Here is a 23618-nt window from a genome sequence, read left to right as displayed (position 1 = left end):
AGATGTCAACTTATATCGGACTATTTTTTAAAACCATCCATGCTTTTCACAGGCTTTATAAATCCCATCCTCCACGTTCTTTTCTGTTATATAATCCGCCTTTTCCTTCAGTGCATCACAGGCATTCCCCATAGCAACGCAGTAAAACTGCTCATCAAACATACAAAGGTCATTGTAATCGTCTCCAAAGACAATGACATCTTCCGGATTTCCTCCAGCGTACTCCAGCATGCGCAGAATTCCTTCCTTCTTTGCATCCGGCTGGAACATCAGATATTCTGGTACAAAACGCAAATGTCCCACGGTATCTCGAAGAGTCAGCCGATGTTCTTCTTCTGCCGGTATGGAAATATACATCTTAAAGATCTCTGGCTCATTGGCTGGATCAAAGTGCTCATCGATAATATAGGTCGTTGGCTCCTTACGAATACCTACCTGATCGTAGAATAAAAAACTGTTGGCATATACCTTTTCAGAATCATCCAATGCCACCAATACTCCATATCCAAGCTCTAACGCCTGTCGATAAATGGCCAATGATTTCTCGTAATCAATGGGCCGATTCTCCTGAAGCTTCCCATGGTAGAAGATGCCATGTCCCCCATTACACACCATGTTGGGAAATCCATGTGCTGCCCGAAACGGCTCCGCCTTATAGTAAGCCCGTCCCGTTGCAACCGATACAAAATGTCCTGCCTCCTGAAGCTTTCGAATTGCTTCTGCTGCAGACGGCACAATCCTCTTCGTTACATTGTCCGTCAACGTACCATCTATATCAAAGAAAAAATACTTTTTATCCATATCCTTTTCCTCCTGATTTCTTTTCTTCTGGTCTTACTATAGCATAGGTGAAAATTGAATGTCCAGCTTGTATCAGTTTTCCGCTGAAGACGGTGAGGAATATACCTTTGACGATTGTATACCGGTGGGAATTTATGAAGATCTTACCATTGACTTTAAGAAAATTTATAAAGAGATAATCGAGTAGGAGGAATTTCTCTTGATTGAGAAATTCCGACCTCTCACACCACCGTGCGTACCGTTCGGTACACGGCGGTTCAATCAACTTAACAAGTAACACACCTTTCGGTGTAGTAATCTAACATTGAGACTAATCCGAATGAGGTTAGTCTCTTATTGCTTATAGCTTGGCATACATCTGAACCTCGACATACTCTTGCGAACCCTTTAGCGTAGGATGTTCGCTTTGCTGCCCATTGGGGCACGCCTAGTTTCATTAAATTCTTTGCCCTGTTTTGTGGTGTTTTCCATTGTTTCCATATACACATACGAAGTCTGAATCGGATATGTTTATCCATTTCTCTGCACAGATGTTTCATACTCCCTATCTTGAAGTAGTTAACCCATCCTCTGATAAGTTGATTGAGTTTCTCCACTTTGTAGCTGTTGCTTACACCCCAGCTACGACAGGTGAGTTCCTTCATCCTCTTCTTGAATTTCTCAACTGATTTTGCATGTGGCTTCGCCTTGTATTGGTGTGCTCTTGAATCAAAATAGAATCCAAATCCAAGGTATTTGAGTCCTTGCGGTTTATCCACTTTACTCTTTGTCATGTTGACCTTAAGCCCTAGTTTCTCCTCAATGAATCGAGAGATATTTCTCATTACTCGATTTGCAGACATTTCACTCCCAACCATAATGATACAGTCATCCGCATATCTCGCGAAATTGAGCCCTCGCTTTTCCATTTCTTTGTCAAGTTCATTGAGCATGATATTCGCTAATAGCGGAGAAAGATTTCCTCCTTGCGGTGTTCCTATTACAGAGTCTTCATACTCATCATCAATCATAATTCCACTGACAAGATACTTTCTCACAATGGAGATGACATCTCCATCCTTGATTGTTCTTCCAATTAAGGTCATCAGCTTGTCATGATTTACTGTGTCAAAGAACTTTTCCAAGTCAATGTCTACAATCCAATCATTACCATCATTCATCATATCAAGTGCTGTTAGGATTGCTTGTTGTGCACACCTATTCGGTCTGAATCCATAACTGTGGTCATGGAATTGTTCCTCATAGATTGGTGTTAGTACCTGTGCAATGGCTTGTTGTACAAATCTGTCTGTTACCGTTGGTACTCCTAGGTTTCTGACACCACCATCAGGCTTTGGTATCTCCACTCTTCGTACTGGTTGAGGTTTGTATTTTCTTGTCCTCAACTGTTCCTTGATGATTTCGCCGTTCTTTGCAAGATGTTCCTTGAGTTCTGTGTACTTCATTCCGTCCACTCCCTCTGCACCTTTGTTTCGTACGACTTGCAGATATGCTCTGTTGAGATTATCACTAGATAATATCTGCTCCATTAGATTACTTGTGTCCATGCGTTCTTTCCTTTCCGTCTCGCTTGATTTGACCATCTTTTACCCGATTGGTTACGGCAGATGTTGTCATTTCTGCAATACGAGACATACTCAAACTGATTGATTGTTCGCCCCTTCACTCCATCCCCATTACAGAGACTTCTTCACTACTATGGGCTCGGCTGATTTCTCACAGTTCGTTGTTACTAGGCTGATGATACCTCTGTGAGACCTCCACGCTTAAGGTGCACGCTCTTTCCTCTCATCTATCCGCCACATTTACTCGTACTTCCAGCAACTTTTGGACTTCATCTCCTTTTGCAGACTTATCCGTATTTCCGAGCCTTATATGTGATTTCTGTCCGTCGGACCAAGAGTTTGCTTACAGCTTCCTTCAGATTCCACCTCACGATGGACACCCTTGCTGTTCGGCTATACACTTCCTCGTTGCCTAGGCGTGTTCGGGACTTTCACCCGTTAGAGCGCGCCCATGGCGCGCAAACAAAAAGACCTAAGCTCATTTCGAACTTAGGTCTTCCTTATTTCTCTTACTCTTATTCTGATACGTAAGGCATCATGCTTAAGTGTCTAGCTCTCTTAATAGCTACTGTTAAAGCTCTCTGATGCTTAGCACAGTTTCCTGTGATTCTTCTAGGTAAGATTTTACCTCTTTCAGATACGTATCTTTTTAATTTGTTAATGTCTTTGTAATCGATTACTGCGTTCTTATCTACACAAAATACGCAGACTTTTTTTCTTCTTCTTCCGCCACGTCTTCTCATTGGAGCTCCGTCGCGATCGCCTCTATTATAAGCCATGATATTACCTCCTAAAATCTTAACTGAATGGTAACTCTTCTTCAATACCATCTGGAATGCTCATGAATCCATCTCCTGCTGCTGCGCTTGGTGCAGGTCTTCCTGCCGGTTCAAATCCCCCGCCGAAAGAATTATTTCCCTGAGAAGCCTGGTACTCACTCTGAGCAGCCTTGCTTTCACAGAAATCCTGTTCCTCTACGACAACATCCGTTGTATAAACTCTGTTTCCATCTTTATTGACATAGCTACCTGTCTGAATTCTACCTGAAATAACGATCTTAGTGCCCTGCTTTAAATATTTTTCCGCAAATTCACCCTGTCTTCCAAATGCCACACAATTAATGAAATCTGCATCTGGCTCGCCATCTCTTTTGAATCGTCTGTTCACTGCCAGAGTATATCTGGCAACTGCCATAGGTCTTTCTCCCTGTGAATATCTCACATCAGGATTTCTTGTTAATCGACCCATTAACACGACTTTATTCATTTGGATTCCTCCTATTCGTTATGCATCTTGTTTCACGCATAAGAATCTCATTACAGGTTCCATAATACGAAGTCTCTGTTCTGCTTCAGCTGGAACTTCTGTAGATGCGTCGAATTGGATGAAGTAGTAATATCCTTCTTTCATCTTCTGAATTTCGTAAGCTAATTTTTTCTTACCCCATTCATCAACGTTAGTAATAGTAGCGCCGAATCCTTCAAGCATAGCTTTGATTTTTTCGATTACTTCTGTTCTAGCGTCGTCTTCGATCTTTGCATTCACAACTAATGCTAATTCATATTTACTCATTGTTGCTTGCACCTCCTTCTGGTCTTTGGCCCTTCCCCTTACGAAAGAGCAAGGATTAATATATTATCACAATTTCGTATTCTATCATACTTGGCAACGCTTCGCAAGTATTTTCTTACTTTTCTTCTGCCTTTTTGATCATGCCACGAAAGTTTTTCTCCACCAGCTTTCGTGTCACCATGACCTGTCTGCCACATCCCATACACTCTAAGCGAAAGTCGATTCCCGTACGAAGGATCTTCCACTCATTGGTTCCGCAGGGATGCTGTTTTTTCATCTTTATAATATCACCTACATGCAAATCCATACTGTCGTCCTCCTTGTTTCTATAGGACTATTTTAAACGGCGGGACGGTTATTTGCAAGACAGCTTTTTCACTTCATCCGCCTGCTGCGCCACTTCCTGAGAGTGTGTAACAATGATGATGCATTTTCCTTCTTGTGCAAGCGTGTGAAAAATGCCCATAATCTCATCTTCTGTCTCTTTATCCAGATTTCCCGTTGGCTCATCTGCCAGAATGACTTCCGGTTCGTAAGATAAAGTCCTTGCAATGGCTACCCTCTGCTGCTGGCCACCTGACAATTTTAATACCCTGCGCCTTGCCTCATCTTCGCTTAATCCTACTTTTCCGAGCAGCTCCATGGCCTTTTCTTTTTTATTTTTGTATTTCATCCCTGATACATCCATGGACAGAATCACATTTTCCACAGCAGTCAAATGAGGAAGCAGATTAAAACTCTGAAAAATGATGCCCACGTATTTGCTTCGATACTGATAACGGTCAATCCTGCGGATATCCTTGTCTTTAAAAAGAATACTTCCTTCCGTCGGACTGTCCAACCCGGAAAGCAAGGATAATAATGTCGTCTTTCCGGCACCAGACCGCCCTACGATCGCATAAATCTTTCCTTCCTCAAATTCATAAGATAAATGCTCAAATACCTTTTTCTTGCTTCCTTCATAGGAATATGCCACATCCTGAAGTGTTAATATATTCATAACGTCCTCCTTGCCTGATACTAACTGCGGTTGCTTAAAATCTTCAATGGTTCATAACGCATGACAAAAATCACCGCCGTCATACTAGATAGCATCGTAAGCAGGATTCCCACTCCGAATAGCTCTATGATGACTGTCATATTGACGCTTGCAGATATATCGGACATATAATCTACGGTCTGTGCCATAAATCCACCCTTTGTTATGTTTTGATTTTGTCTATTGCCACCGCCATTTTCCATATTACCACGGCCAAAGTTCATTTCCTGATTACTAAGCTGCTCCTGCTGGCTTTCAATCTGAGATTGCAACAGCTGATTCGATACAGGAACGGATGCTGCACTTCCTGCCGCCAGTCCGATTACCATGGCAAAAATCGTCACGATAAATAATTCTGCGACAAACTGCATGCATACTTTGCTCTTTTTCATTCCAATGGCAGTCAGTACGCCAATCTCATATTTTCGTTCCCGAATATTAAAGATATTGATCACCACCAGTACAATGGCTCCGATGATCAGTACGACTACAAAAAAGTAAGTAGCAAATTTGCTTAAATTCTGCAATGGAATCAGGCTTTGTTCATAGCTTGTAATATCCTGAGAGGTGACCGTATAGGTATTATCCAGTCCCATTTCTTCTACATCCTTTTTAAACTGCTCATAAGCATCCTGATCGGCAAACACATAAGTGCCGTTGGTCTGTGTTCGGATAGAATCCATTCCCTCTACCGCATCTGCCAGAGCAGCATAGCTTATATAAATCTGATTTGCCGGATCTGCTCCCGGCTGAAATTGCGTGGAGATTCCATTTTCTCCAGCGGTGGAACTGCTGTTGCTATAAATTCCCACTACCTTTAATGATAGCGTCTCAGAATCATCATCTGGATTTACGAGCTTAATCGTATCTCCCACTTTCAGTGAATTGTATGTAGCAAGCTCGCTGCTGATGATACAATTCTTCTTCGTGGTCCCTTCTTCGAACATCTCTCCATCGGTAATCTTGCAAGTACCATTGATAAAATCTGTCATGGCATCTTCGCTGCTATAGCCAACCAGAGAAAACGCTCCCTGATTCATGCCTTTTCTGCTCTCATCTCCTGGTCCTTGCATATCGCTGTCAGAAGAGGTCGTATCGCTGGTACTGACTTCTTCGATGTTACTACCATCTAAGGAAGTAGTCAGGGTATAATAAAAGTTCTTAACGGAAGAAGACTTGGCATATTTCTTCAGATCCTCTACGGATAACTCTTCCATATCAGCCATCTTCTCTTTCATTTGGGAACGATCCGCTCCCGCTTCTCCCATAGACTGCATCATGGATTGACGGTCCACAGTAATCTGACCAGTAATCTCAACATTCTCCAGCCCATCCTCCTGTGCACTTTCGGCCGCCTGCCGTATAGACAGAGAGATACAAGCTGAAATGGAAACTACCAATACGATCAACCCGATCAGGATATTTCTCCCTTTTGACCGGATTACATTCTTCCACGCATTCTTAATCACATACATATAATTCTCCTTTTCCTGGTATTTTTTTACTTTATTTAAGAATACGGAAAAACTTTGTATATTTTGTGAAAGAAATTTGAGAGAATTGTGATTGTTTTAGAATTCCTTGACCTTTCCACAGAACCGTCCTATAATCATTTCAACAACACTACCGACGAAAAAGGAGGCCCAAAATGATACAATCAAAGCAAATGTCCGAGTCCATCCGTCTTGGGATCTTACTTGCCATATCCGGCGGCTTTATGGACGCTTATTCTTACATTCAAAGAGATCATGTGTTTGCCAATGCACAGACCGGCAATATGCTGTTGTTTGGGGTACATTTATCCGAAGGGAATCTTCCGGTGGCCATGCAATACTTCTTCCCGGTTTTTGCCTTTGCCCTTGGCATTGTATTGGCAGAATGGATCCGTACCAGAATCAAAGAGATGCTGCACTGGAGACAGATGGCCGTTCTCATAGAAAGTATCATCCTGATCGCAGTTGCTTTTTTTCCGTTGACCATGAACCTGCCGGCCAATGTCCTGACCTCTTTTGCCTGTGGCATTCAAGTAGAAACGTTTCGAAAGATCCGCGGCAATGGAATTGCCACAACTATGTGCATTGGAAATATGAGAACCGGCACAGAGAACCTTTTTCATTTCTTCCATACGAAAGATTCGGCTTTCCTAAGAAAGTCCACCTTATATTATGGAATTATCCTTTGCTTTGTCACCGGTGCCGTCATTGGAAATTTTTTTATTCATCTTTTACATGAGAAAGCCATCCTGTGCTGTTCTATGCTTCTTTTTCTTGCATTCTTACTCATGTTCATCGACTACGAACGAGAACACCACCCATAAGCTTACAGGCCGCTTTCTTTTAGCAGCCTTCGGGCCCGTTCCATACTTTCATAAATCCCTTCCTTCCGTTTTCCATCGATTTCCCACCGATAAGCCATCTGCCCTTTGGGAAATAAGAATCGATAGGAATCCCTCATGATCAGCCATTCCTTCCACATGAGAAAATCCGCCGTACCATCCATGCACAGATAAATACCCTGATCCAGAGAAACTCCTTCCATGGCTGTCCAAAGCTCCTTTTCCTCTCCCGGCTGCTTTCTGGCATCAAGCAACATTTCGAAATGAACCACTGCACGACTGGTATCCAGTTGCTTTTTCTTTTCTTTTATAATTTCCACCCCTTCATAAACATCCACCTGTTGGGATACCTCCCTCATCCACCGAATGGGATGAAAAACCGGTTGCTTTGGCATTCTTGCTGTAGGCTTTTGAGAAAGACAGTAATAATAAGCTGGCATTCTTTTGAAACTGCATTTAAACCCATATTTGGCGGTCAGCCACGGATACCAGATACTATAGGACCATGTTTTCAGATTGGTGATTTTATCAAAAAAAGAAATTTCCAGCGCTCGTTCTTCTAATACCCCCTCCTCGATCACGATGACCTGATAACCTTTTTCCATGCAAAAAAGAGCAGCAAAAAGTCCTGCCAGATTTCCTCCTAAGATGAGTACCTGACAGGACTGATCCTTCTTTAAGCTTCGCGGTTCCCGCTCGTCTATACCAGCTTCCCATACTGAGATCAAATCCTTCATCCTCCCTTTTTCTTTCTTTTCTTAGTATTGGAAGGATTTTCTGATTTTATTCGTGAATCAATGTATGGATTGCTTCCACTGCTGTCCTTACTTCTTCCATTGTGTGAAAATGGGAAAAGCTGAACCTGACTGCTCCCTGCCTTTCTGTTCCAAAAGTCTCATGCATCAGGGGTGCACAATGAGCTCCTGGTCTGGTACAGATAGAAAATCTCTGTGCCAGCTCATCGCTTACCTGGGCAGAATCGTAATCACCAATATTAAAAGTCACAATCGCCCCATGCACCGGATTATCCAAATCTCCATAAAAGGTTATGGATTCTTCCTTCCTTAGCTGCTCATAAAAGTAGGATGCCAGCTTTTGCTCTTCCTCACGGATCCGGTCAATGCCATACTCCTGCAGATATTGAAGGGAAGCATGCAGCCCTGCAATTCCATGAGCATTCAGGGTGCCAGCTTCTAATCGGGTAGGCATCTGTTCTGGCTGTTCCTTCGAGAAAGAATGAATTCCGCTTCCCCCAGATAACAACGGCCGAATCGCCACTCCCTTCTTCACACACAAACCTCCGGTTCCCTGAGGTCCCAAAAGACCTTTATGTCCAGTAAAGCAGATTACATCCACCTGATCTTCCTGCATATGAATCGGAAATGTCCCTGCAGACTGAGAAGCATCTAGAATAAAATATGCCTGATGTTCCCTGCACATCTGTCCGATTCTTCTAATATCATTCACATTTCCTGTTACATTGGACACATGGGTACAGACGACCGCCTTTGTATTTTCCCGAAAGCTTTCCTCCATCTCTTTATAAGAGATCCGTCCCAAAGCATCACAGGGAAGAATCGTAAGCACGGCTCCCTGCTTCTCCAGCTCATAGAGTGGCCTCAGCACACTATTGTGCTCCATGGCCGTTGTGATCACATGATCCCCTGGCTGGATCATTCCCTTAATGGCAATATTTAACGCCATGGTAGAATTCATCGTAAAAGCTATCTGACAGGCCTCTTTTGCTCCAAATAGTCGTGCTAACATCTCCCTTGTCTCATAAATCATTCTCGATGAGGCTAAGGATGCCGCATGAGTCCCTCTGGCTCCATTTCCCATGGAGAGAATCGCATCTGCCACCGCCTTGGCAACTCCATCGGGTTTTCGCAAACTGGTGGCAGCATAATCAAAATAAAGCATGTTCCTGCCCCCTTAAGGCTTTACGATCAATGTGGCAGTTGTCATGGATTCTGCAATCTCATACATGTTGGTAACACTTCCTACCGCAAGCTTATCCGCAAGCCCATAATGATTTAAGCAGGTTCCACAGGTAAGAATCTCCACCCCCTGTGCCTCTAATGTCTTTAAATCCTGAATGGTATCTTCATTTTCACTGGATAAAAATGCTCCTCTATTATACATAATCACCTTTGCCGGCAACTGATCCTGCTTGGTCAGAGCAAATACAAATCCCTTCATGAGCTGCTTCCCAAGACTTTCGTCCCCTGTTCCCATACAATCAGAAGACAATACCACTACTGTTCCATTCCCTCTACGGTCTGGCTGACACTGAATGCCTTCTTCTACTGCTTTCTTTTCTCCGATTCCAGTCACTTCGATCTGAACAAGAAATTCATCCTTGCTGATCTTTTGTGAAGAAGCTTCTAATCCTTTATGCTTTGCCATCTTCATTACATTTTGTACGGCAATTTCATTGTCTACTCGTACCTGTACCGTATCATCCTGTGTTAACTCCTCAATGGTCTTCTTTGTTTCAATAACTGGTAATGGGCATTGCTTACCCATAGCATTTACTTCTATCATACTCTTCTATCCTTTCACGGTAATAAATGGTTCTTTTCTTTCAACAATCCTTCCAATGATTCCACATGGAAGCCCTAATTCTTTTAATTCATCCACAGCTTTTCTGCCATCTTCCACAGGCATGCTGACCAAAAGTCCCCCGGATGTCTGTGGGTCAAACAAGATTTCCTCCATCGCAAAGGAACAATTCTCAAACACCACCTGCTCACCCACATGATTACGATTCCTCTGTCCGGCCGCCGTAATGTAGAATTCCTCCACATACTCCTCACATTCTTTGATATAAGGGACCTGTGAGGCTTCTATGACTGCAGACACTTTGTCATCTAACATCTCCTGTAAATGTGCCAGAAGCCCAAATCCTGTTACATCTGTACATCCATGTACCCGGTACTTTCTGACGATCTCAGAGGCATATTTATTCAGAGTTTCCATGGAATCCGTAGCTTTCTTTAATGCTCCTTCTGTTGCTCCACCTACTCTGGCCGCTGTACAGACAATTCCTACGCCCAATGGCTTGGTAAGGATCAGGCAGTCTCCCGGCAGGGCTCCGTTATTTTCAAAAATCTTATCCGGATGAATCGTTCCAGTTACCGATAATCCATATTTTACATCCGCATCGGCAATGGAATGCCCTCCAGCAAGAACCCCTCCGGCTTCTCTTACCTTCTCACTGCCTCCCTGAAGGATCTTCCCAAGAATATTAAGATCCATCTTCTCTGGGAAACATACAATATTCAGTGCCGTCTTCACGTCACCACCCATAGCATAAATATCGCTTAATGCATTGGCCGCTGCGATCTTGCCAAACAGATAAGGATCCTCCACCATGGGTGGAAAGAAATCCAGCGTCTGAACCATAGCCAGCTCATCGGTCAGCTTATATACTGCTGCATCATCGGAATGATCAAATCCCACCAACAGGTTGGGGTCTTCAAATTTCGGCAGCTTTGAAAGCACGCTTCCCAGTGCCGCCGGTCCTAACTTGGCGGTACAGCCGCCACCTTTACAAAAAACAATTTCCTCAGCCATCTTCTCACTCCATATCTGCAAACCAGCGGACAAATGCCTCGCTGGCTGCTTCCTCTAATTCATTTCGAAATCCTTCGTATCGCTCCATCAGCCTCTCCCCTTCTGGCGATATGGTGGAGCCACCTCCACCCTTTCCACCCGTTGCACGAACGGTCAGTGGATATCCACACTGTTCTTCGCTTGCCTTTAAAATCTTCCAGGCCTTTGAATATGCCATATCCATCTTCTCCGCCGCCTTTTGAAGAGAGCCCGTCTCCTGAATATTTAGAAGCAGCTCATAAATTCCAGGTCCAAATGCCTTTTCCTCCCGGAAAATCCGAAGGCTCATCTTATAGGTAAATGATTTCAATTTTTTCACTCTTTTCTATTATTAAAACAAGATTTCATCGCATTGTTCATAGACCAGCTGCTCTGATGCCATAAAAGCCAGGATTCTTTCCTTCTCCTTTGCTGGTGCCCACCATGCCAGTCCACAGCCCGCAGAAATCTCCTTGGGCAATGGAATGATTCTTCCTGGTATCTGTTTCTTCTTACAGGCATTCTCCATAGCCATGGCCTGTGTCGTTGTTTCAAAAGAAAAGATACATGACAATTCCTTTTTTCTCATATACATTCACCTCTGTTATATCCATATACTGCTGCGCCGATTGCTCCAGCAAAAGGAGCCCGGTCATCGGTGACCACCGGCTGATTCAGATACTCACTCAAAATTTGTGTAAATACCTTACTCCTGGTCAGCCCTCCGGTAAAAAATACCGTTCCACTTATATTCAGCTTCTGGGCAAAAAAGGCAGTTCGCTTACAGATAGAATGCAGCACTCCCATAGCAATGCTTCCCGGATCCTTCTCCTCCGCCAAAAGACTGATGATCTCACTTTCCGCAAAAACAGTACACATGCTGTTAATCGGAATCATCTCTTTACCTTCTACGAAGGCATCCAGCTGATCCATTGGCTGTTCCAAAAGTCTCATCATCATCTCTACAAATCTTCCCGTACCTGCGGCACATTTATCATTCATAAGAAAATCTGCCACCTGCTTTTGTTCATTTAAAACAATGGCCTTACAATCCTGTCCACCAATATCGATTACACTATCAATCTCAGGATTTAACCATGCAGCACCTATACCATGGCAGGTAATCTCCGTAATCGCTTTATCCGCCTCTGGAAGCAGCTTTCTTCCATATCCGGTGGTAATGACACTTTTTACCTGATCCATATACAATTCCTCATACACCTGATGAATGCTTTGCCGCGGTCTGGCTGAAGTGGGAATCATCACTTGCTTTACGACTTCATTGCCATCATATAAAATCCCTTTCGTGGTAGTTGACCCCGAGTCAATTCCAATACTATATTTCATCATTTTCTCCTATAGCATCTCCAAAAATGCAGCAATTCTTGTATTCAGCTGTCCCACATCTCCATTAGAATAATCGGTCTCCACTGCCATATATGGGATTCCATGCTGCTCTGTTACAAACCTCTTCACACCAAATGTCTCCACGTTATAAGTATGACATGCCGTCAATACAACCTCAATTACTGCATCCGCTTTATACTCTTCAATCATTTTTCCCAACAGCTCAAAACGATTTGGATTTGGAGACATGCAGGAGCATCCGATATTCAAATATCTTTCTGCCAAAGCCTTGTATACATCTGGTTCTTCCTCATCCACCAGCTCTTCTGTGGATTTTGCTCCAGTACAGTTTTCAAATGCTACAACAGCTCCTCCATTCTCCTCAATCAGATTGACAACCTTGAATGCCCCTCCTCCAATTGGAGAACCTGTAATCAGAATTCTAGGGGCCTTTTCCAAATATTTACCCTCTGCATATTCCTTCTCCACCTTCTGTTTGATCGCTTTTAACTCTGCAATTGTCTGTTCCTTGTCAAATTTGAATGTGGAACCATAAAGTACATGGAACAGATCACTTCCTTTCATTGGAAGTGGGTCTAACCGCATCAATTGATATAAACCCTTTAAGGCCTTTCTCTCTTCATTCTTTTGATGAATCGCTTCCCGGATGGATTCCTCCGTAATCTCAACCTGAAAATGCTCTTCTAACTTCTCCTTGAACCGAATGATTTCCTTGCGATACATCTCATATCCATCTTCATTCTGCGTATTCGGCAACTGCATCACATATACCGGCTTAAATTCACCCAAATATTCATACATCTTTTTCTTGCCATCACAGGTGGTTTCTCCTACGATCAGATCTGAAAAATAGAAAAATGGGCATTTATCGGTTTTGGCAAATCCATAACTGGATTTGATCAGTGGACACAGGTTTCTTGGCAAATCCTTTTCCGCATCTGCTACGGTCTCATCAGAAGTGGAACAAAGTCCTACAACTGCTGCTCCCATCGCAGCTGGAAGTTCTTGTGGAAGGTAGGTACAAAATACACCTACAACTGGCTTCCCAGCTTCCTTAATCTTCTTCACTGCTAAAAATGAATTCTTTCTCTGTTCTGCAAAATCTTCAAACACCTCTGGTAAATCTTTAATTAATTCCATGTGATACCTTTCTCCTAACGTTATTCTCACTTAAGTATAACGTATAGACCCCCTATCTTCAATTCCTATTTTACGTTTTACTTTTCTTTTAAATCAACGCTTTACAGAAACCCAGCACGAGATATCTTTCACTAAATTATAAAAATGCGCCAAACAATCTATAGAAAAAAAGAATTGTTCTATTCAAAATTATAATCATTTTTTTATAATTAATATGCTAATATAATATTATACAAAATATTGAATCGGAAATTATTTCAAAAGGAGGAATCTATATGACAACAACAACTCAGCCATTAGAAACTGCAAATAAAATCATTGAATCTTTAAACGAAGCCATTCGTACCCTTGACAGTGCAGAACGCTGGGGCAACGAAGACCTTTCTTCCATCACTCCATTCCTTACCATCATCCGGGGAACGGTAAACGACACAAAATACCGTTTAGCCCAGATTACCATTCATTCTGCAGAGGAACAGCTCCATGATCTGGTTGCGACTTTATCTTCTTATTCATTGCCGGACGAATTGGCAGAACACTTAAAAAACGCCTCTCTGCCTGCAGAAATTAAATCAAAAAGTTTTTTTGAAACTTCTCTCACTCACGATGAATACCAGGCATTAAAAAATCAAATCAATGTTGTGATCGGATATATAAACGATTTTATCAACTATGTTGCCTAGGTAAAAATAGTTCCCTTCTCATTCATTATGCAACAATAAAGGGATTGCACCCAAACTAAAATTTAGTTTGTTCGTCAATCCCTTTTTGCTTTGTTTCTATCTATTTGTTCTTTTAACTCATCCACGGACTGCTGAATATAATCCATGGTTTCCATTTCCGTCAACACCCACTCACTGTCGGGCAAATAATATACATATAATCCTCCAGTGCCTTTACCACGTAAAAATACTAAACACTACAGGACTGCCTTCTTCAGGACAGTGTGTGCATGATTGGGTATACGCTGTCCATAAATATATTTTTGTAACAAACTACGCTCAATTCCACATAATTTCGATAAATTTACATATTTCTTTTCCTTCTAAGATTTCTATGGTATGATAAAGCATCGAAAGAATTTGTATGTATGGGAGGAGCAACAATGTTAATTAGAACAGCTACGCTGGATGATCTGGAAGCAATTTCTGCAGTTGAGGCAGAATGCTTTCCGCCTGCTGAAGCAGCAACAAAAGAGGAATTCGAACAGAGATTACGGTATTATGGCACTCATTTCTGGCTCATGTTCGATAAGGAAAAACTGATCGCCTTTGTTGATGGATTTGTTACTAATGAGCCAGACCTGACAGATGACATGTATGAAAATGCACAGCTGCACAATGAAAACGGAGAATGGCAGATGATCTTCGGGGTCAACACTCTTCCATCTTATCGCAGACATGGCTATGCCGGAGCATTGATTCGTCAGGCTATTCAAGATGCAAAAGAACAGAATCGCACAGGACTTGTGCTGACCTGTAAAGATGCCTTGGTAGATTACTATGCCACATTTGGCTTTGTTAATGAAGGAATCAGTGATAAATCCAGGCATGGGGGTGTCTCATGGAACCAGATGCGATTGACCTTTTAAGGCTTCTGACATTAGGAGGGGTGAAGTTATGGCTGCGAAAAAAGGAGAAAAAATTAAATATCGTCTGGCACAGGCCATCGGAACGTGTATGCAGACAACTCCCGTTGAAGCAATTACCGTAAAGCAGATCACCGACATCTGCGGTGTCTCCAGACAGACATTCTATCGAAATTTTCTGGATAAATACGATCTGATCAACTGGTATTTTGACCAGCTTCTCATCAAATCCTTCGAACATATGGGATATGGACAGCGGGTTTATGACTCTTTGGTCCATAAGTTTGAATACATCCGCCAGGAACAGAAATTTTTTGCAGCGGCTTTTAAAAGTGATGCGCAAAACAATTTAAAGGATCATGATTTCAAAATGATATTTGAATTTTATAAAAATCTGATCACCAGTAAAAAAGGAAGTTTTCCTGAAAAAGAGTATGGAGATCTTCTGGAAATGTATTGTCAGGCATCCATTTATATGACGGTAAAATGGGTCTTACATAATACCCCACAGACCCCAGAAGAATTAGCCGAGCTGATGATAGAAGCCATGCCTCCAAAGCTTGGAAAATTATTTGAAGAATTGGACATCTTAGCCTAAAATTTTGATAAATAAGTGACAAATTTACGAAAATGTAACTTCTCTTTTTGTGCAGAGTGTTGTAAAATTTAATTATTAAAAGAAAGTCAAACATAGACAATCATATAAATTTTAAGTAAAGGAGAAGATATCATGGCTAACAAAATTTCTTTAAACGGAACTTCTTATCATGGACCTGGAGCAATTAACGAAATCATTACAGAAATCAAGATGCACGGATTCAAAAAAGCATTCGTTACTTCCGATCCAGACCTTATCAAGTTCGGTGTTACTGCAAAAGTAACGGATTTATTAGATCAGGAGGGACTTCCTTATGAAATCTATTCTGATATCAAGCCAAATCCTACCATTGAAAATGTACAGCATGGTGTAGAAGCTTTTAAAGAATCTGGAGCAGATTACATTATCGCAATTGGTGGCGGTTCTTCCATGGATACTTCCAAGGCAATCGGAATCATCATTACCAACCCTGAATTTGCAGATGTTAGAAGCTTAGAAGGAATGGCTCCTACTAAGAACCCTTGTGTACCAACCATCGCAGTTCCTACAACTGCAGGTACTGCTGCAGAAGTTACGATCAACTATGTTATTACTGATGTGGAAAAGAAGAGAAAGTTCGTATGTGTAGACCCACACGATATGCCAATGGTAGCTATTGTCGATCCTGAAATGATGGCTTCTATGCCAAAAGGATTAACTGCTAGTACCGGTATGGACGCTCTTACACATGCCATCGAAGGTTACACAACCAAAGGCGCATGGGAGATGACGGATATGTTCCATATCGAAGCCATTCGTCTCATTGCTGAAAATTTACGTGGCGCTGTTGCTAATACAAAAGAAGGCCGCGAAGGCATGGCTCTTGGTCAGTACATTGCAGGTATGGGATTCTCTAACGTAGGTCTTGGAATTGACCATGCTATGGCTCACACTTTAAGTGCATACTATGACACTCCTCATGGTATGGCTTGTGCTCAGCTGCTTCCAATCTCCATGGAATTTAATAAGGAATACACCGGAGAAAAATACAAAGCGATCGCAAAAGCAATGGGTGTAGAAGGCGTAGACGATATGACTCAGGAAGAATATCGCAACGCAGCTATTGAAGCAGTAAAGCAGCTTTCTAAGGATGTTGGAATTCCAGAAAAGAACGAACGCATCAAAGAAGAAGATTTAGATCAGTTGGCAGAAGACGCGTTAGCAGATGCATGCTATCCTGGCAACCCAAGAGAAGCTACCAAAGAACAGGTACTGGAATTATTCCGTAAGTTAATGTAAGTAGCTAAATCATAAAGATAACATAGGAGCGGATGCAAACGTAGATATTTCATCTACTGGAGCATCCGCTCCTTTTATAAAAAATATTAATATAAAAAGAGCCGAATTTCTCCGACTCTCTCAAGTATGCATCCGCAAATACATACCCCAATTAGTGTTTATATTATACCGTTTTCAACAGAAATATGCAAGAATTAAATAAAATTTTTTAAAGCCGTCATACGTGCAGATAAATCAGGATGAATAACAATTTTGACTACATTAGAATTTACCGAAATCATATAGTTAGCAGTAATTTTTTCAAACTCACGAATAAATGCTTTAATTTCCGTTTTAGGCATATGTAGCATTTTCAAATAATAGCATATAAGAATAATATAATCGCCAATTGTTTTAAAATTGACATATGGCAAACCAACTTCATTCTTCAAACATTGTTTCATCGCTGACGTAGGATCAATATTTCTAAATCTAGTATCAAAGACAACTGCATTATGGGCAATAGCATTGCGCAAATCTTTCAAAGTATAGATATATTTATAAAGCAATTGTCTATTAGTGTCATAAGCAAGATTAAGGCCAATTCTTTTTGAAATATCGTCTCTTACATCATAGGTCAGACAGGAAAGCAAATAACCCAAATCTCCCATTGTCATTATTTCAAATAACGCCCAAATAGGGACATCTGAATTCCCCACATTATTATAAAAATGAGTTATTTTGGGATTATTCTTGCGATATGCACTTGCAAGACTCGCTTGAATCGACTTTTGTAAATTCAATTTATTCTGCTGCAATTTCTTTTTTTGCTCTAGTGTATAGAAAGCAGGTGCATTACGGTATCCACTTACTACTTTATCATACATATCTCGAATACTTTCTGAATTTGCATTCACCAAAATTCCTTCCAAAGCAATGTTCTTAATAGCCGTTTCAATGAACATCATTTTCCCATATAAAAGGGCTTTTAGTGCAGAATCATACTGTATAGTCGCATATACTTCATTATATGCAATAAATGGTAGCTTTGTTCCGGCATTTTTGAAAAAACGATATCCCTTATATCCATGAAAATAACCAGTATTAATTAACTGCCGCTTTTGTATACTTCCAGATATTGCAATCCCGTTATTCCGAAGATGCCTCATTAATCCATCTGTAGTTTTATAACTCATAAAAACCCCCTAACATTTATCTTAATTTTTAAATCTACAACAATCGCTTTTTATTTTTTATAATCATGCCATAATAGCATCTGCATTATTCCGAATTTGATCGGATACATCCAAAATTTTTCTTGCAGTTCCAATGTCATTTTTAAAGATATTCGTGATACTCCCAACACTTCGAAATGGCTCTTTTGTCAAAACAGAATTATCTTCAATATATCCATTTTGTTCAATATAATCAATCAGCAATTCCAAAAAATGCATTTGATTAGAATTCAGTCTTTCTTCTGATAGAAATTCGCTAAATGCTTTTCTTACTGCAGTCCGATCCAATCCAACTATTTTTCTTACCAAATGACCAATTGGAGTATCCCCATATTCTTTTTCATAATCTTCTTTACTCCCAAGATCTTGCCATAAGATTCGTTCCAATTCTTCAAAATCCGTTTTTGTAAGCTTTTTGTTATTCCGCAATTTATATATAGAAAGAACATTCTCATGCTCTTTCAAATAATATTCTACTTTTTTACGATAGTTTTGAAGATTATTAGCAGCATAAAAAGGTGCTCCTTCTTTTGCTTCCATAATATGATCTTCGTAGTTTGAATAATAAACTGTCTGTTTCACTGGGTCTAAAAATCGTATCAATCCTCTTAATGCTTCCCGCACTACCTCCAGGCTCATAAGATCAACTGTTTCCCAAAATTCTGTTGTCATTACCTTTTCTATGATATATTTTTCCTCTTTTATTTGTGGAATATTGTATTTTTTACTTAAACGCTCTGCTGTATTTTGAATATTCTGAATTAAATGGGAGAAATCTTTCTGTTCTAACATTGCCAATTCTATGGAATAAATCAGGTAATCGAATCTTTTTGCCAGTTCTTCTTTCTCCTTAAGTACTACCAATGGTGCAATGTGTTTCCTTAATTCAGTTATACTTTGTGCTTCCAATACTGACCAGGCATTTAATTCCTGATATTTTTCTACATAACGAAGATTTAATTTCACCCGAAAACTATCTGGATTCAAATCCATGATTTCTTTTCTAAGTGCGTTTACCAATTGTTTCCGATATTCTCTACCATCTTCATTCTGGTTTTCAGTTGCCTGTAACTCACGCACAATACGGCATCTTACCATATAAATGTTTTCCGTTAATGACCCCTGCTGTCCCGTATTCTCCACACCTTTTGACACCCGAAAAAATTCAAAATTATTGCAAAAGTCAAAAATCAGAAACTTTTCCTTATGTATTTGAGGCCCAAATAGATTCTCACACAATCTTGTTCCCCTTCCTATCATTTGCCAAAACTTTGAATAAGAACGAACTTTCTTAAAAAACACAAGATTTAACACTTCCGGAACATCAACTCCTGTATCAAGCATATCTACCGATACGGCAATTTGTGGATCTTTATCCTTTGTAGAAAAATCATCAATTAACGTATCTGAATACTTAATGCTATAATCAATCTGCTCTATAAAATGAGCTCCATACTCTGGATAAAGTGTTTGAAATCGTTCTACAATCGCCTTGGCATGAAGACTGTTTTTCGCAAAAATAATCGTTTTCCCGAGCTTATCTCCACCTTCTACTTTTAACCCATTTTCTAAAAGCTCTTTTAACACTTTATCAATAGTATCACTGTTGAATAACCATGTGTTGATAGCTGTATTAGGAATGAAATCTGTAATATTTTCATCATCATCAAAATCATTTTCAAATTGGTTTTTTTCTTCCTGAGACAAATCTTGATAATGAATTCCCTCTTCCATGATCTTCGTTTTATACTCTAATGTTGCATATGGAACCAAATACTCATCCTGAATAGCTTGGTCTAACTCATATGCATAGGTAGGAACTCCACTCTCTAATTCAAATATATTGTACGTATTTCTATCGATTTCATTTTTTGGTGTTGCAGTAAGACCAAGCATCATTCCATCAAAATAATCAAAAATATCCTGATACTTTCGATAAATACTTCTATGACTTTCATCGACAATAATAAGATCAAAATGTCCCGGTGTAAATAACCTTTCTCCAAATTCATTTTTAGTGTCATCAATAGCATTCATCATCGTTGGATATGTAGAAAAAATCATTCTCGCCTGCTTCGGATCATCCTTACGGTCCAACAAGTTACACAACGTAAGATTAGGCAATAGATTACTAAAGTTATTCTTTGCCTGACGCACTAATGCTGTACGGTCTGCTAAAAATAAAATATGCTTCACATAATTATGCTTCATCAGTACATCTACAATAGAAATTGCTGTTCTTGTCTTGCCAGATCCAGTTGCCATAACTAATAACATCTTACGATGATTTTGCTCAATCGCATCGCATACTGCTTGTACCGCTTCTTTCTGATAATAACGATTACTGATTTCATCATTAATCTGAACACCTGTCAGAGATCGAATTTCCGTTCTTCGGTCTACCTCTAACTGCAATTCGTCCTTTGTAAAAAATCCAGATACCCTCCTTTTTGGAAAATTTCTTGCATCATTAATATAATCAATTTCAAATCCATTGGTAATAAAAATTAATGGCCTTTGATGGTATTGTTTTTGCAGACAATCTGCATATAGTTTTGCCTGTGTTGCTCCAACCATAGTATCTACACCTGTCTTTTTGGCTTCGACAACTGCAAGCGGCTTTCCATTGTTCCCATATAATACATAATCTGCACGACCAATGCCAGAAGAAGTCGGCATGCCATACACTTGTACTTCTTCCAGACAATCCCTGCCTATCTTCCAACCAGCAAGCTGCAATTCAACGTCAATATATTCTTTTCTCGTATCTGCTTCTGTCTTCTGATCAACCTCATGGTGCCTTTCCTTCATATTATGTTCTTTGATTTCCGCCATCTTCGCCTGAAGTTCTTCATTGGCTTTTCTCATCTCTTCTAATTGTTTATCCTTAGAAGAAATTTCATCATACAATTTCCTTAATTCTTCCGGTTTCTCTCGTTTCTTGTGATGTGGATTACCTAAAAGAATACTTTCATCAAACTTTCGATCTTCGTAATCATCTCCATAACAATAATCAATCCATTTACAAAATTCAAAAAGATTGCGAAGAGCCAATACTGCCTGGTCTCTTTTTATCTGATTTGAAGTATGTACAGCGCTATTCCCAAGTTTCCATATAAATCTGATCAAAGGGAATAAATGAGGATCTAAAATATCTTTAAATGTCTTTTCATGAATCAGACTAGCCAAGTTATCCTGATATGGAATCTCCAAATATGGTTCAATTGAATATAACCATTTTACTGCCTGCTCCAATGCACGGCGGCATAAAATTGCACACGTTGCATTAGAAACAGCAATTCCCTTCTCTGCTTCTATTGCTGCATCTGCAAATGATGCAAATTTCTGATTCATTCTTAAAAATTTAAAATTTAACTGCATATTTTCATTATGCCTCCTTTTTCCCACACTCAGGATGCTATATATTTCTTATGCGAATTTTTCACATTATCCTGATTCACCATTGCATACTGCATCGTCGTATCAATTTGAGAATGCCCTAGCAACTTCTGAACCTGTTCGATTGGCATTCCACGATCAATTGCCCTGGTAGCTACCGTTCTTCGAAACTTATGCGGATGAATCCGTTCTATATTCAATATCCTTCCCATTTTTCTCAAGCGTATTTCAACACCACTAATCTTTAATCTCTTATACGGTTTTGATAACGTAACAAATAGCGCAGCATTTTGATCCGTCCTTTGCTTCAAATAGCTTTGCAGATGCACCTTTGTTCTTGCATCAAAATATACCTTTCGCTCTTTATCTCCCTTTCCATAAACGACACATTCCCTCGCTTCAAAATTAATATCAGAAATATCCAGATTAACCAATTCTCCAACACGAATCCCCGTGGAAAACAGTAAATCAATCATTGCTAAATCTCTAGCCTCTTTACAATGATCTCTCAATTTCTCCATACTTTCATCAGAAATAATTTCTTTTACAATGGTTCCTGTCTTAATTTTATGAATTCTCCTCATAGGACTCTTCAAAATATAATCTTCTTCCTCTAACCATGAAAAAAAGCTGGATAAATTTCTTCTGATATTATCAATGGTCACTTTACTGCAATTATTCAAATTTTGATAATCAGCAAGGTATTTTCTCAATACTTCTGTTGTCATCTTTTGAAGAGGTATCTCCACCATAGACAACATCTTCTCAATGGTCACTCTATAAAACTGCAGTGTTCTTTTAGAGCACCCTTCTATCTTCTTGGCCGCTAGAAACATATTCATATATTCGCAATTATCAATAATTTTAACCTCTTCCTTCTGGGATTCGGTTAATCGCTTTATTAGTACTTCATGCAAACGTTTCATCTGAGAAACATCCAAATATTCCACCATGTCATTGATAATATTATAAATCGCTTCCTTCATCGGCATAATCTCCTTTTTCATAAATTATACCAATTATTTGATCTTTTTATCATCCAAAATACTGCTGCATTAAAGCATCAAATAAAGTTTGCGTTTCATCTAAGGACTTTTGAACGACAGATTTATATTTGTTGACTTGTTTGACGAATGCAGTATATTCTTGCTGTTGTGATAGTGATGGGTGAATATACTCCATAGCCATAAGCGGTTTTTGGGTTATTTTTTTCAAATCTCCCGCATCCTGGTGTCGAGTAAAATCAATATGTTCCATGAGATGACAAAGGAACAGCAAATCATAATCTTGCTTGTTATAATTGCTTATATACATCGCATTATCACTTACCCATAATGGCCCCTCAGCATAATGTACATTTCCACTTTGAAAGCCTACACGGCCAACAACAAGTGTATCTCCTTCTACAAGAACTTCGTCTGTATACCACGAAATCCCATTACCGCCATAAACTGGAATCCCTGTTTCAAATCTCTTTGATTCAGGGACAAATTTTCCATTTGAAAGCTTAAAAATGCCTTCTCCAAGCATTGTGGGCAAGCGCTTGTTGTTTAAGATCGGATCACCAAACATCTCGACAAATCGGGCTTTGATAAGATCGTCAAGCCTTTGTAATTCAGTCTTGCGGCACTCGATTATCGAATTGGCTTTCTCCAGTACATCAACAATTTGCTTCTGATCATCTATAGCTGGTACAGGGACTTCAAACTTGCGGAGCATTGACATATTGATGTTGTTCTGTGCTACACCACGCCCAAGGCTATTGACATACTCTTTCTTCGATTTCAAATAATAATAGAGATAATTCGTATCAATGACACGCTTATCTTTTATCGTAATCCCTGCAATAGCTTGATTTGTACAAGCATCGATAGTTAAGATGCCGGCTTCTCCCAAAGTAGCAAAAATAGTATAGAGAATAGTTCCCTTTGAAAGCATCTTTGCAGAAGAACCATCTAATCCCGCCTGCGTGATATATTCATCAGCTTCGGAAACATACTTAGATTTGATATTTCCTATTTTAATCCATGGAATATTTCCATCATTCCAAAACTCTGGCTTTGATCTGGAAGGCGTTCCTCCTGATACAACATTGCACAGAGATTCAAGTGTTCTATTTTCCATCAT

Annotated in this window: 26 protein-coding genes; 6 read left to right on the top strand and 20 right to left on the bottom strand. The window is 40.0% G+C overall.

Going from position 1 to position 23618, the window contains the following annotated elements; translation table 11 throughout:
• Nucleotides 1–27 precede the first annotated feature (27 nt).
• Nucleotides 28–801 (bottom strand): HAD-IIB family hydrolase, encoded by a 774-nt coding sequence (locus BHF69_RS13525; protein WP_075672490.1) that lies wholly within the window; start codon nucleotides 799–801, stop codon nucleotides 28–30.
• 58 nt (nucleotides 802–859) lie between these two features.
• Here BHF69_RS13525 and BHF69_RS14610 point away from each other — a divergent pair, with 58 nt between their 5' ends.
• The gene (locus BHF69_RS14610; protein ID WP_278277083.1) at nucleotides 860–988 is read left to right on the top strand and encodes a hypothetical protein; all 129 of its coding nucleotides are present in this window, start codon (nucleotides 860–862) and stop codon (nucleotides 986–988) included.
• 79 nt (nucleotides 989–1067) lie between these two features.
• Here the strand turns inward: BHF69_RS14610 and ltrA are convergent, their stop codons facing one another.
• The 7 genes from ltrA to BHF69_RS13490 all read right to left on the bottom strand — a co-directional run bounded on the left by ltrA (nucleotide 1068) and on the right by BHF69_RS13490 (nucleotide 6452).
• The gene (ltrA, locus tag BHF69_RS13520; RefSeq protein ID WP_158022527.1) at nucleotides 1068–2348 is read right to left on the bottom strand and encodes a group II intron reverse transcriptase/maturase; all 1281 of its coding nucleotides are present in this window, start codon (nucleotides 2346–2348) and stop codon (nucleotides 1068–1070) included.
• A gap of 533 nt (nucleotides 2349–2881) precedes the next feature.
• Entirely contained in the window at nucleotides 2882–3145 is a 264-nt protein-coding gene (gene rpsR / locus BHF69_RS13515; protein WP_075672488.1) for a 30S ribosomal protein S18, read from the bottom strand.
• A gap of 19 nt (nucleotides 3146–3164) precedes the next feature.
• Nucleotides 3165–3632, bottom strand: coding sequence for a single-stranded DNA-binding protein (locus BHF69_RS13510; RefSeq protein WP_075672486.1), 468 nt, complete (start codon nucleotides 3630–3632; stop codon nucleotides 3165–3167).
• 18 nt (nucleotides 3633–3650) lie between these two features.
• On the bottom strand, nucleotides 3651–3938 hold the full coding sequence (gene rpsF / locus BHF69_RS13505) for a 30S ribosomal protein S6 (RefSeq protein WP_075672484.1): 288 nt from the start codon (nucleotides 3936–3938) through the stop codon (nucleotides 3651–3653).
• Between the two features lie 115 nt (nucleotides 3939–4053).
• Nucleotides 4054–4245 (bottom strand): DUF951 domain-containing protein, encoded by a 192-nt coding sequence (locus BHF69_RS13500; protein WP_075672482.1) that lies wholly within the window; start codon nucleotides 4243–4245, stop codon nucleotides 4054–4056.
• Between the two features lie 48 nt (nucleotides 4246–4293).
• A complete protein-coding gene (locus tag BHF69_RS13495; RefSeq protein WP_075672480.1) occupies nucleotides 4294–4938 on the bottom strand; it encodes an ABC transporter ATP-binding protein in 645 nt (214 codons plus the stop codon).
• Nucleotides 4939–4958: 20 nt separating this feature from the next.
• Nucleotides 4959–6452, bottom strand: coding sequence for an ABC transporter permease (locus BHF69_RS13490; protein WP_075672478.1), 1494 nt, complete (start codon nucleotides 6450–6452; stop codon nucleotides 4959–4961).
• 173 nt (nucleotides 6453–6625) lie between these two features.
• Here BHF69_RS13490 and BHF69_RS13485 point away from each other — a divergent pair, with 173 nt between their 5' ends.
• On the top strand, nucleotides 6626–7294 hold the full coding sequence (locus BHF69_RS13485) for a YoaK family protein (protein WP_075672476.1): 669 nt from the start codon (nucleotides 6626–6628) through the stop codon (nucleotides 7292–7294).
• 2 nt (nucleotides 7295–7296) lie between these two features.
• On the opposite strand, the gene BHF69_RS13480 is transcribed toward BHF69_RS13485, so the two are convergent.
• The 8 genes from BHF69_RS13480 to BHF69_RS13445 are packed head-to-tail and all read right to left on the bottom strand — an operon-like array spanning nucleotide 7297 to nucleotide 13414.
• Entirely contained in the window at nucleotides 7297–8049 is a 753-nt protein-coding gene (locus BHF69_RS13480; RefSeq protein WP_075672474.1) for a hypothetical protein, read from the bottom strand.
• 46 nt (nucleotides 8050–8095) lie between these two features.
• Nucleotides 8096–9232, bottom strand: a complete 1137-nt coding sequence (locus BHF69_RS13475) for an aminotransferase class V-fold PLP-dependent enzyme (RefSeq protein WP_075672472.1) — start codon at nucleotides 9230–9232, stop codon at nucleotides 8096–8098.
• A 12-nt stretch (nucleotides 9233–9244) separates the two neighbouring features.
• Nucleotides 9245–9856, bottom strand: a complete 612-nt coding sequence (gene yedF / locus BHF69_RS13470) for a sulfurtransferase-like selenium metabolism protein YedF (protein ID WP_075672470.1) — start codon at nucleotides 9854–9856, stop codon at nucleotides 9245–9247.
• A gap of 6 nt (nucleotides 9857–9862) precedes the next feature.
• Entirely contained in the window at nucleotides 9863–10888 is a 1026-nt protein-coding gene (gene selD, locus BHF69_RS13465) for a selenide, water dikinase SelD (protein WP_075672468.1), read from the bottom strand.
• A gap of 4 nt (nucleotides 10889–10892) precedes the next feature.
• Nucleotides 10893–11246 (bottom strand): winged helix-turn-helix domain-containing protein, encoded by a 354-nt coding sequence (locus tag BHF69_RS13460; RefSeq protein WP_442855880.1) that lies wholly within the window; start codon nucleotides 11244–11246, stop codon nucleotides 10893–10895.
• 12 nt (nucleotides 11247–11258) lie between these two features.
• Nucleotides 11259–11495, bottom strand: a complete 237-nt coding sequence (locus tag BHF69_RS13455) for a DUF3343 domain-containing protein (protein ID WP_075672466.1) — start codon at nucleotides 11493–11495, stop codon at nucleotides 11259–11261.
• Complete coding sequence (locus tag BHF69_RS13450) at nucleotides 11492–12253, bottom strand: acyl-CoA dehydratase activase (protein WP_330393146.1); 762 nt, start codon at nucleotides 12251–12253, stop codon at nucleotides 11492–11494. Before BHF69_RS13450 ends, BHF69_RS13455 begins: the two co-directional genes overlap by 4 nt.
• Before the next feature lie 9 nt (nucleotides 12254–12262).
• Nucleotides 12263–13414 carry a double-cubane-cluster-containing anaerobic reductase gene (locus BHF69_RS13445; RefSeq protein WP_075672462.1) on the bottom strand — a complete coding sequence of 384 codons (1152 nt, stop codon included), beginning with the start codon at nucleotides 13412–13414 and terminating at the stop codon, nucleotides 12263–12265.
• Between the two features lie 275 nt (nucleotides 13415–13689).
• On the opposite strand from BHF69_RS13445, the gene BHF69_RS13440 reads away from it, so the two are divergent.
• From BHF69_RS13440 to fucO, 4 genes are all read left to right on the top strand, one after another.
• On the top strand, nucleotides 13690–14097 hold the full coding sequence (locus BHF69_RS13440; protein ID WP_075672460.1) for a hypothetical protein: 408 nt from the start codon (nucleotides 13690–13692) through the stop codon (nucleotides 14095–14097).
• Between the two features lie 422 nt (nucleotides 14098–14519).
• The gene (locus tag BHF69_RS13435) at nucleotides 14520–15005 is read left to right on the top strand and encodes a GNAT family N-acetyltransferase (protein ID WP_075672458.1); all 486 of its coding nucleotides are present in this window, start codon (nucleotides 14520–14522) and stop codon (nucleotides 15003–15005) included.
• A gap of 28 nt (nucleotides 15006–15033) precedes the next feature.
• Nucleotides 15034–15600: a TetR/AcrR family transcriptional regulator C-terminal domain-containing protein gene (locus BHF69_RS13430; protein ID WP_075672456.1), complete on the top strand. Its 567-nt coding sequence runs from the start codon at nucleotides 15034–15036 to the stop codon at nucleotides 15598–15600.
• A gap of 132 nt (nucleotides 15601–15732) precedes the next feature.
• The gene (gene fucO / locus BHF69_RS13425) at nucleotides 15733–16878 is read left to right on the top strand and encodes a lactaldehyde reductase (protein WP_075672454.1); all 1146 of its coding nucleotides are present in this window, start codon (nucleotides 15733–15735) and stop codon (nucleotides 16876–16878) included.
• A gap of 194 nt (nucleotides 16879–17072) precedes the next feature.
• On the opposite strand, the gene BHF69_RS13420 is transcribed toward fucO, so the two are convergent.
• The 4 genes from BHF69_RS13420 to BHF69_RS13405 all read right to left on the bottom strand — a co-directional run bounded on the left by BHF69_RS13420 (nucleotide 17073) and on the right by BHF69_RS13405 (nucleotide 23615).
• Nucleotides 17073–18053, bottom strand: a complete 981-nt coding sequence (locus BHF69_RS13420) for an Abi family protein (protein WP_075672452.1) — start codon at nucleotides 18051–18053, stop codon at nucleotides 17073–17075.
• Nucleotides 18054–18116: 63 nt separating this feature from the next.
• Entirely contained in the window at nucleotides 18117–21473 is a 3357-nt protein-coding gene (locus tag BHF69_RS13415; RefSeq protein ID WP_075672450.1) for a DEAD/DEAH box helicase family protein, read from the bottom strand.
• A 29-nt stretch (nucleotides 21474–21502) separates the two neighbouring features.
• Nucleotides 21503–22477 carry a site-specific tyrosine recombinase/integron integrase gene (gene xerA, locus BHF69_RS13410; RefSeq protein ID WP_075672449.1) on the bottom strand — a complete coding sequence of 325 codons (975 nt, stop codon included), beginning with the start codon at nucleotides 22475–22477 and terminating at the stop codon, nucleotides 21503–21505.
• Between the two features lie 49 nt (nucleotides 22478–22526).
• Nucleotides 22527–23615 carry a restriction endonuclease subunit S gene (locus BHF69_RS13405; protein WP_075672447.1) on the bottom strand — a complete coding sequence of 363 codons (1089 nt, stop codon included), beginning with the start codon at nucleotides 23613–23615 and terminating at the stop codon, nucleotides 22527–22529.
• Between the last annotated feature and the right edge of the window lie 3 nt (nucleotides 23616–23618).

Source organism: Anaerostipes sp. 992a, assembly GCF_001940245.1.
In the GTDB taxonomy this organism is placed as follows: Bacteria; Bacillota; Clostridia; order Lachnospirales; family Lachnospiraceae; genus Fimousia.
The sequence above is the reverse complement of the archived record's forward strand: the minus strand, read 5'-3'. Positions and strand labels throughout refer to the sequence as shown.

Bases quoted from the DNA above. Each gene is read 5' to 3' on its own strand.
- BHF69_RS13525 (WP_075672490.1), bottom strand. From the start codon at position 801: ATGGATAAAAAGTATTTTTTCTTTGATATAGATGGTACGTTGACGGAC.
- BHF69_RS14610 (WP_278277083.1), top strand. From the start codon at position 860: ATGTCCAGCTTGTATCAGTTTTCCGCTGAAGACGGTGAGGAATATACC.
- ltrA (WP_158022527.1), bottom strand. From the start codon at position 2,348: ATGGACACAAGTAATCTAATGGAGCAGATATTATCTAGTGATAATCTC.
- rpsR (WP_075672488.1), bottom strand. From the start codon at position 3,145: ATGGCTTATAATAGAGGCGATCGCGACGGAGCTCCAATGAGAAGACGT.
- BHF69_RS13510 (WP_075672486.1), bottom strand. From the start codon at position 3,632: ATGAATAAAGTCGTGTTAATGGGTCGATTAACAAGAAATCCTGATGTG.
- rpsF (WP_075672484.1), bottom strand. From the start codon at position 3,938: ATGAGTAAATATGAATTAGCATTAGTTGTGAATGCAAAGATCGAAGAC.
- BHF69_RS13500 (WP_075672482.1), bottom strand. From the start codon at position 4,245: ATGGATTTGCATGTAGGTGATATTATAAAGATGAAAAAACAGCATCCC.
- BHF69_RS13495 (WP_075672480.1), bottom strand. From the start codon at position 4,938: ATGAATATATTAACACTTCAGGATGTGGCATATTCCTATGAAGGAAGC.
- BHF69_RS13490 (WP_075672478.1), bottom strand. From the start codon at position 6,452: ATGTATGTGATTAAGAATGCGTGGAAGAATGTAATCCGGTCAAAAGGG.
- BHF69_RS13485 (WP_075672476.1), top strand. From the start codon at position 6,626: ATGATACAATCAAAGCAAATGTCCGAGTCCATCCGTCTTGGGATCTTA.
- BHF69_RS13480 (WP_075672474.1), bottom strand. From the start codon at position 8,049: ATGAAGGATTTGATCTCAGTATGGGAAGCTGGTATAGACGAGCGGGAA.
- BHF69_RS13475 (WP_075672472.1), bottom strand. From the start codon at position 9,232: ATGCTTTATTTTGATTATGCTGCCACCAGTTTGCGAAAACCCGATGGA.
- yedF (WP_075672470.1), bottom strand. From the start codon at position 9,856: ATGATAGAAGTAAATGCTATGGGTAAGCAATGCCCATTACCAGTTATT.
- selD (WP_075672468.1), bottom strand. From the start codon at position 10,888: ATGGCTGAGGAAATTGTTTTTTGTAAAGGTGGCGGCTGTACCGCCAAG.
- BHF69_RS13455 (WP_075672466.1), bottom strand. From the start codon at position 11,495: ATGAGAAAAAAGGAATTGTCATGTATCTTTTCTTTTGAAACAACGACA.
- BHF69_RS13450 (WP_330393146.1), bottom strand. From the start codon at position 12,253: ATGAAATATAGTATTGGAATTGACTCGGGGTCAACTACCACGAAAGGG.
- BHF69_RS13445 (WP_075672462.1), bottom strand. From the start codon at position 13,414: ATGGAATTAATTAAAGATTTACCAGAGGTGTTTGAAGATTTTGCAGAA.
- BHF69_RS13440 (WP_075672460.1), top strand. From the start codon at position 13,690: ATGACAACAACAACTCAGCCATTAGAAACTGCAAATAAAATCATTGAA.
- BHF69_RS13435 (WP_075672458.1), top strand. From the start codon at position 14,520: ATGTTAATTAGAACAGCTACGCTGGATGATCTGGAAGCAATTTCTGCA.
- BHF69_RS13430 (WP_075672456.1), top strand. From the start codon at position 15,034: ATGGCTGCGAAAAAAGGAGAAAAAATTAAATATCGTCTGGCACAGGCC.
- fucO (WP_075672454.1), top strand. From the start codon at position 15,733: ATGGCTAACAAAATTTCTTTAAACGGAACTTCTTATCATGGACCTGGA.
- BHF69_RS13420 (WP_075672452.1), bottom strand. From the start codon at position 18,053: ATGAGTTATAAAACTACAGATGGATTAATGAGGCATCTTCGGAATAAC.
- BHF69_RS13415 (WP_075672450.1), bottom strand. From the start codon at position 21,473: ATGCAGTTAAATTTTAAATTTTTAAGAATGAATCAGAAATTTGCATCA.
- xerA (WP_075672449.1), bottom strand. From the start codon at position 22,477: ATGAAGGAAGCGATTTATAATATTATCAATGACATGGTGGAATATTTG.
- BHF69_RS13405 (WP_075672447.1), bottom strand. From the start codon at position 23,615: ATGGAAAATAGAACACTTGAATCTCTGTGCAATGTTGTATCAGGAGGA.